Source organism: Merdimmobilis hominis (assembly GCF_016901855.1).
Classification (GTDB): domain Bacteria; phylum Bacillota; class Clostridia; order Oscillospirales; family Ruminococcaceae; genus Paludihabitans.
This window is the reverse complement of sequence record NZ_JACJKY010000016.1, coordinates 53,215-60,065: the sequence shown is the minus strand read 5'-3', so window position 1 is coordinate 60,065 and position 6,851 is coordinate 53,215. Positions and strand designations below refer to the sequence as shown.

Genomic DNA, 6,851 nt, shown 5'->3' with positions numbered 1-6,851 from the left:
CACCGTCCGGCCGCTGCATTGGGTTACAGAAGCCCCGTTCAGTTTAAAACCGAACGGGGCTTCTGATAAATATTCTTTTTACTGTCTACTTTCTCTTGACAAGTGCAATATCGTTTGATATCCGTTCTTTTTTATTTTAGTTTTGAATGTTACGGTGCAGGCATTTCTGTGATGGTATAGTTTTGTTCATATCCTTTGAATACATCGTCATACAGTGTAGACGCATCCAGGCCCAAATAAGAAAGATAGAAAGTGACATTGTTTGCTTCAATCGGGCGAAGTGCACCGTTTTCTTCAATCAAATCACTAACCCCAACGAGCGCGTACATGGTGTATTCCCGTTCATTTCCGTTTTGAGAAAGAACAGCGGTCAGTTTATACTGATCATATACCATATTGTTTGCGGACCAATTGTCCGGCGTATTTTTCGTAAGCAAGTAGCTCTTTTCCACCGTGATATCTTTAAACGAGAGCGAAGACATGAAGGAAAAGTCCGGATCGTTGATTTTATAAATGATGGAATAGCGATTGGATTTCAATACATTTTCAAGCTTCGCACCTGTTGATTCATTGATGAGCAGTCGCATGTTGTTGGTAAGCATATCGGTGCTCATCACGTATTCCGCGAGATTTTCGACCTTATATGTCATTTCTGTTTCTGCGGCGACCAGACCTTTTTCCTCAAATTCCGCTTCGTCATAGGAAGCAACAATTGTGATTTCATCGCCGTTTTTGACATAGGTGACTTCGTTTTTAAAACCATATGTAAACAGTTTGGTTTCTGATTCGTCGACGAGAGAGATGGTTGCAACCGGTGAGATACCGTCCACAGAGATTGTGAGGAATTCAAACGGGTCCACTACATTTGCTTCTTCCAGATTTTCGGCAGTTACTGTAAGCGTCTGATTGGTGATTGTAATTCTTTTTTCTTCAGCAAACGCTTGATCATAATTCACCGTTGCTTCAATCGTTTCGCCGTTTTTGATGTGATCTTCTTTTGTCAAGGTGAATGTCGCGGTATTGAGAATCTGGTAGCGTTCATCGCTTGCAATCATTTCAGAAGCAGTGTCTTTCAGTACAACTTCTGCTTTTCCGTAACCGTCATAGCCTTCGACTTTAATTTCATAAAATTCAGAAAAATCAACGGTAAAGTTTGAGAACACACCGGTTAACAGCAAAATGGTCAGAATGATTCCGGCCAGGACAACAACACCGCCGCCGATGCTTAATCCAATCCACAATCCTTTACGGCTTTTCTTTTTGGGAGAATCAGACGTGGACGGCTGAGGCGCCTGATAGTGCATGGTGCCGCCGTTTTGCATGTTCTGCGGCTGCGGTGTTTGATACTGCCTAGTACCGCCGTTTGGCGTGTTCTGCGGCTGAGGCGCCTGATAGTGCATGGTACCGCCGTTTTGCATGTTCTGCGGCTGAGGTGCCTGATACTGCATGGTGCCGCCGTTTTGCATGTTCTGCGGCTGAGGTACCTGATACTGCATGGTGCCGCCGTTCGGTGTAGTCTGCGGTGCGGCAAGCGGGATATCTTCAATTGGGGGAACGCTGTCAAGAATCTTTTGTGCGAAATCTTCCGGAAGCATTGTGGTTTCTTCTTCCGGCTGCTGTGTAAGCTGTTTTTCGTCCATAAAAAGGCCTCCTCAAAATGTCAATTGAAAATTTTAAAAATCAAGACTGTTTTCTTTGCGGAATGCACGCCGCCGCCGTGCAGCTTCCCATTCAAATTCCTCTTCGGGAGTTTCACACCGCAAAAGCGGAACGGTCACAGGTGTATCGTTTTCATCCAATGCAACCATTACAAGATAGGCACGGTTGATCATGGTTTCACTGCCGTCTAAATGTTCTACAAATGTATCCACACGAACTTCCATCGATGTCCGTCCCACATATGTGAGCTGTGCTTTCAGTACGATGGTGTTGTTAACGTAGGCGGGTGCTTTGAATTCAAGCTGGCTGATTGATGCGGTTGTCACATTATGTCCTGCGTGGCGTCGTGCCGCAACAGCTGCAACAACGTCAATCCATTCCATCAGTTTTCCGCCGAACAGACGCTGATAGCCGTTGATGTGTTCGGGCATGAGAATTTGAATTTGCTCCGTGCGTGATTGTGCGACGGTTTTTACAATCCGTTCTTCATTTGTCATGAGTCATTCCTCCTATAACAGAATAGCAGCAGAAAGACAGCCGGAAAATCCCAAAGGAAGATCGGTTCGAATCATTTTTCCGATGAGAATAGAGTGTCCGGCAGTGGTAATACGGTGACATAATGCCTGTGCCTCCTGCGATTTTCCAAGGTAAGCCACTGCAACTGTCTGCGGTGACATAGACAATTTTTGTTTTAAACACCAAAACAACGCCTCTTCATCCGAACGAGCAAACATTCGGTAAAATAACTGAATGTCGCCTTCTTCGCCGATGGTGTAAATATGCCGCAGTGCAGGAATCAGTGGTCGGTGACGGGATTGTCCGCACAGCGCATGTGCCTGTCCGTAAGGCGCAGTGAACAGACAAAAGATGCGTGTTCGAAGCGCGCGTACCTGCTTTGAAACCTTAATTGAAAATGATTCGCAGTCTGCCGTTTTGGCGGTTAGGTCGGCAAGCAGGAGCTGACCTGCGCCAAACGTTTTGGAATCAATGACAATTGCATTTTGGACGCGTGAAAGTGCATCACGCGCACTTGCGTATGTTCCGGAAAGCTGCGCAGGTGCTGTCAGGACAAAGGTAGGCGTATCATATGCGCATACCGAAGAAAATTCTGCTTTTCCGGGACAAGCGGCACGCATGGCTGCGGTACGCGGAAAAACGGGAATCATTCTCTCAAAAAGGGCAGTGCTGTGCTTGGGCGGCAAAACGGTATCGGTTATGATACGGTATTCCATCACAGCATCCCCCCTTTTTGATTGTTCATGCAAATATACAGCATCAATTTATTATACTATTTTTTGAAACGAAAGTAAACGTAAAAACGCACAAAACCCCGTCCGTTATGCGTGATAAAAGGACGGGGAGAGTACAATATCATCTTTTTTGATCCGGTCAAATGAAAAAAGCGGAATAAGCTCGGTCGCCTTCATCGGTTCCGGCTTTTGAATAAGACCGCTGAATGCGGCAAGATAGCCAATGATTTCTTCCGGTGAAAAACGAATCAGCAGTGATTCTAAACTCAAAGACTGGTCACGTTTTGAGAGCCGCCGTCCGTCCGGTGCAAGCAGAAGCGGAATATGTGCAAACCGGGGAGGCGTTTCATCCAACAGTTCATATAAAAAGATCTGCCGTGCGGCGGAGGACAGAAGATCGCGTCCTCGTACCACTTCTGAAACGCCCATACGGGCATCATCGGAGACCACAGCCAGCTGATAGGATACAATCCCATCTGCACGGCGCAGGACAAAATCACCGCAGGACGATGCAAGCGATTCTTCCGTGTGGCCTTGGCACAAATCATCAAATACAATCGTTTTGTCCGGCACTTCAATGCGTAAAGAAGGCGTACGTGCCGTTTGCCGCAGTTCAATTTCCTCTGAGGAAAGATGCCGGCAGGTACCGGGATAAATCGGTGTGTGATCGGAAAGATGCGGCGCATTGACGTCGTGCAGCTGTGCGCGTGTACAGAAACAAGGGTAGACGTGCGCTTTTTTGGACAGTGTTTGAATCACTTCGTTGTAATAAGCGCTTCGTTCACTTTGGATGCATGTTTCGCCCATTCTGTCCGGCTTTGAGAGTCCGCCTTCATCAAAATCAAGCCCAAACAGCAAAAGGTCGCGAATCAGCTGCTCGGTGTATTCACTGCGGCATCGTGCGCGGTCGAGATCCTCAATGCGCAGAAGCATCACACCATCTTGTGCACGAACAGAGAGCCATGCCATCAGTGCGGAAAACAGATTTCCAAGATGCATTCGGCCGCTCGGCGTTGGGGCAAACCGCCCGCGAATCACGTGGCTCATACCTGAATCATGTACGGCGAAAGGATACGGACAACACTTTGTGTAAAGGAAGATGCTGCACCAAAATCAATACGCAGCATTCCGCCGCCGCCGCTTCCCGTTGTATGTACACGCGTATAACCGAAGAAATTATCGAGTGTGACAGTCAGTGTCAGTCGGTTTCCGGCACGGACAAAATGTTTTTCATAAACGCTCAAAAGACAATGTTTGCCGTCCGGATGGTTGACGACAAAACGGTCAGTCAGCGTACCGCTTACACTGCCGCGAATGATTTCATTGTCGATGGCAGCGGCAGCGTCCTGCATCGACAATGATACATAAAAGGTGCTGGTTTCCATAATACATTCTCCTTTGCTGAATGAATTGATAAAATCGATCAGTCCTCTTTAAGATGTGACTGACATTGGCGGCTGCATCCCGCGCATCCGCCTGAACATTTTCCGTGCTTTTTTTGGCGGCGAACCGAGAAAACGGCTGCCAAACATCCGCCTGCAAGCAGGACAATCAAAAGAATATCAAACGGGTTCATCAAAAACCTCCGTATTTTACGTTTAAACGAACAGCCGTCCGATCTGGAAGATCAAGAGTGCGGCAATATATGCTGCGGCTGTCTGATATGCAGCGCCTGCCAGTGCGCGGCGCATAGAGCCAAGCTCTCGTTTTGCTGCCGCAAATGCTGCGACGCACGGCATATACAAAATCGTGAATGCAAGGAACGAAAGCGATGAAAGCGGCGTGAAAATCGAAGACAGTGCAAGCGAAAGCTGTGCGTCTGTTCCTGCGCCGGTCAGGATGGAGAGTGTGCTGACAACCGATTCTTTTGCGGTGAAACCAGTAATTAGCGCAGTGGATGCACGCCAGTCGTTAAATCCGAGCGGCTCAAAAATCGGTGCAATAAACGATCCGATTTTTGCCAAGATGCTGTCGGCGCTGTTTTCGACCATTTGCAGATCAAAACTGAATTTCTGTGCAAACCAGATGACGATGGAAGCCAAGAAAATGATGGTGAATGCTTTTTTCAAAAAGTCTTTTGCCTTTTCCCACATATGTAACAGTACACTTTTTGCAGCGGGCAGACGGTAGGCAGGAAGTTCCATGACAAACGGAACCGGATTTCCACGGAAGACGGTATTTTTTAAAAGCAGTCCCGACAAAATTGCGACAAGAATGCCGAGCAGGTACAGCGAGATCATCACAAGTCCGCCGTGATGCGGGAAAAATGCAGCAGTAATCATGCCGTAAATCGGGAGCTTTGCACTGCACGACATAAACGGTGTGAGCAAGATGGTCATTTTACGGTCACGTTCACTCGACAGCGTACGGGCAGACATGATTGCCGGAACACTGCATCCGAAGCCAATCAGCATCGGAACGAACGAGCGGCCGGAAAGACCGATTTTTCGCAGCAGTTTATCCATGACGAATGCAACGCGCGCCATATAGCCGCTGTCCTCAAGCAGTGACAAAAAGAAAAACAGAATGACGATGATCGGCAAAAAGGAAAGTACGCTGCCAACACCGGTGAATACGCCGTCCAAAATAAGCGAAGAGAGCCACGGTGTGACCGAAAGCGACGTAAGCAGCTGTTCTGTTTGACGTGATAAGGCGTCGATTCCCATTTCGAGCAGTGACTGCAGCGGTGCACCGAGCACTTCAAACGTCAAAAAGAACACAAGGAACATCACGCCGATAAAAATCGGAATACCGAAGAATTTATGCGTGAGCACGCGGTCGATTTTTTCAGAACGAAGCTGTTCACGCGATTCGCCGCGTTTAACGACACATGCGGCACACAGCGATTCAATATACTGATAACGCATATCGGCCAATGCGGCTTCGCGGTCTGTGTCGAGTGCTTTTTCCATATCCTCAACCAGATGATCGATCAAATGCAGATCGTTTTCATGGATGTTGAGTACTTTTTTGGTCGGTTCATCACCTTCCACCAGTTTGGTTGCTGCAAACCGCACCGGATAACCTGCGTGGTGGGCATGATCTTCGATGATATGTCCGATTGCGTGGATTGCACGGTGTACCTCACCGGTACAGAAATCAAAATGCATCGGGCGGAGATTGTTCTCCACAACATTGGACACGGCTTCGACCAAGTCATGAATGCCCTCGTTTTTTCCGGCTGAAATCGGAACGACCGGAACACCGAGCTTTTTCGCCAGTGTTTCCACATGAATGGTGTTTCCGCTTGCACGCACTTCGTCCATCATGTTGAGCGCAATCACCATCGGAATTTCAAGTTCCATCAGCTGCAGTGTAAGATACAAATTTCGCTCAATGTTGGTTGCATCCACAATATTGATGATTGCTTCTGGGTGTTCATCCAGCAAAAAGTCGCGGGTGACGACTTCTTCGGCAGTATATGGCGAGAGCGAATAAATACCGGGCAAATCGACAAGCGTCATTTCTTTGTGATGGAGCACATGGCCTTCTTTTTTCTCGACGGTGACGCCGGGAAAGTTGCCGACATGCTGATTGCTTCCGGTCAAACAGTTAAACAGCGTCGTTTTGCCACTGTTTTGGTTTCCTGCCAATGCGAGAAGGACTTGTTTCATTTTGCATTCTCCTTTTCAACAACAATATTGGCAGCATCTTCTTTTCGGAGTGTCAGCACATAGCCGCGCAGAAATAATTCGATCGGATCGCCCATCGGTGCGACTTTGCGGACGCGTACGGCTGTTTTTGGGGTCAGTCCCATGTCGAGCAGATGGCGGCGAAGTGCTCCCACACCGCCGACTGAAACGATAATTCCCGATTCTCCGGGCTTTAATGTATCAAGTGTCATTGTTTTGACACGCTCCTTATATCATAAACTGGGATTTAAAAGTTTATTTTTATTTTACTCGTTTCCTGTTTTCCCGTCAAGCGCACACAAAATAAAAA

8 protein-coding genes are annotated in these 6,851 nt (G+C 47.6%); all 8 read right to left on the bottom strand.

All coding sequences use genetic code 11. The features are described 5' to 3' along the window. Positions 1 to 149: 149 nt before the first annotated feature. Positions 150 to 1,640, bottom strand: a complete 1,491-nt coding sequence (locus H6A12_RS09830) for a hypothetical protein (RefSeq protein WP_204447411.1) — start codon at positions 1,638 to 1,640, stop codon at positions 150 to 152. 33 nt (positions 1,641 to 1,673) lie between these two features. Continuing rightward, a complete protein-coding gene (locus tag H6A12_RS09825) occupies positions 1,674 to 2,156 on the bottom strand; it encodes an acyl-CoA thioesterase (protein ID WP_204447409.1) in 483 nt (160 codons plus the stop codon). 12 nt (positions 2,157 to 2,168) lie between these two features. Further along, entirely contained in the window at positions 2,169 to 2,894 is a 726-nt protein-coding gene (locus H6A12_RS09820) for a DegV family protein (protein ID WP_204447407.1), read from the bottom strand. A 102-nt stretch (positions 2,895 to 2,996) separates the two neighbouring features. Continuing rightward, positions 2,997 to 3,956, bottom strand: a complete 960-nt coding sequence (gene gluQRS, locus H6A12_RS09815; protein ID WP_204447405.1) for a tRNA glutamyl-Q(34) synthetase GluQRS — start codon at positions 3,954 to 3,956, stop codon at positions 2,997 to 2,999. Beyond that, on the bottom strand, positions 3,953 to 4,294 hold the full coding sequence (locus H6A12_RS09810; protein ID WP_204447404.1) for a DUF6054 family protein: 342 nt from the start codon (positions 4,292 to 4,294) through the stop codon (positions 3,953 to 3,955). Before H6A12_RS09810 ends, gluQRS begins: the two co-directional genes overlap by 4 nt. Positions 4,295 to 4,332: 38 nt before the next feature. After that, positions 4,333 to 4,485 carry a FeoB-associated Cys-rich membrane protein gene (locus tag H6A12_RS09805; RefSeq protein ID WP_204447403.1) on the bottom strand — a complete coding sequence of 51 codons (153 nt, stop codon included), beginning with the start codon at positions 4,483 to 4,485 and terminating at the stop codon, positions 4,333 to 4,335. Positions 4,486 to 4,507: 22 nt separating this feature from the next. Then, positions 4,508 to 6,523: a ferrous iron transport protein B gene (feoB, locus tag H6A12_RS09800; RefSeq protein WP_204447402.1), complete on the bottom strand. Its 2,016-nt coding sequence runs from the start codon at positions 6,521 to 6,523 to the stop codon at positions 4,508 to 4,510. Further along, positions 6,520 to 6,753, bottom strand: a complete 234-nt coding sequence (locus H6A12_RS09795) for a FeoA family protein (RefSeq protein WP_204447400.1) — start codon at positions 6,751 to 6,753, stop codon at positions 6,520 to 6,522. The genes feoB and H6A12_RS09795 overlap by 4 nt, the downstream gene beginning before the upstream one ends. Between the last annotated feature and the right edge of the window lie 98 nt (positions 6,754 to 6,851).

Bases quoted from the DNA above. Each gene is read 5' to 3' on its own strand.
- H6A12_RS09830 (WP_204447411.1), bottom strand. From the start codon at position 1,640: ATGGACGAAAAACAGCTTACACAGCAGCCGGAAGAAGAAACCACAATG.
- H6A12_RS09825 (WP_204447409.1), bottom strand. From the start codon at position 2,156: ATGACAAATGAAGAACGGATTGTAAAAACCGTCGCACAATCACGCACG.
- gluQRS (WP_204447405.1), bottom strand. From the start codon at position 3,956: ATGAGCCACGTGATTCGCGGGCGGTTTGCCCCAACGCCGAGCGGCCGA.
- H6A12_RS09810 (WP_204447404.1), bottom strand. From the start codon at position 4,294: ATGGAAACCAGCACCTTTTATGTATCATTGTCGATGCAGGACGCTGCC.
- H6A12_RS09805 (WP_204447403.1), bottom strand. From the start codon at position 4,485: ATGAACCCGTTTGATATTCTTTTGATTGTCCTGCTTGCAGGCGGATGT.
- feoB (WP_204447402.1), bottom strand. From the start codon at position 6,523: ATGAAACAAGTCCTTCTCGCATTGGCAGGAAACCAAAACAGTGGCAAA.
- H6A12_RS09795 (WP_204447400.1), bottom strand. From the start codon at position 6,753: ATGACACTTGATACATTAAAGCCCGGAGAATCGGGAATTATCGTTTCA.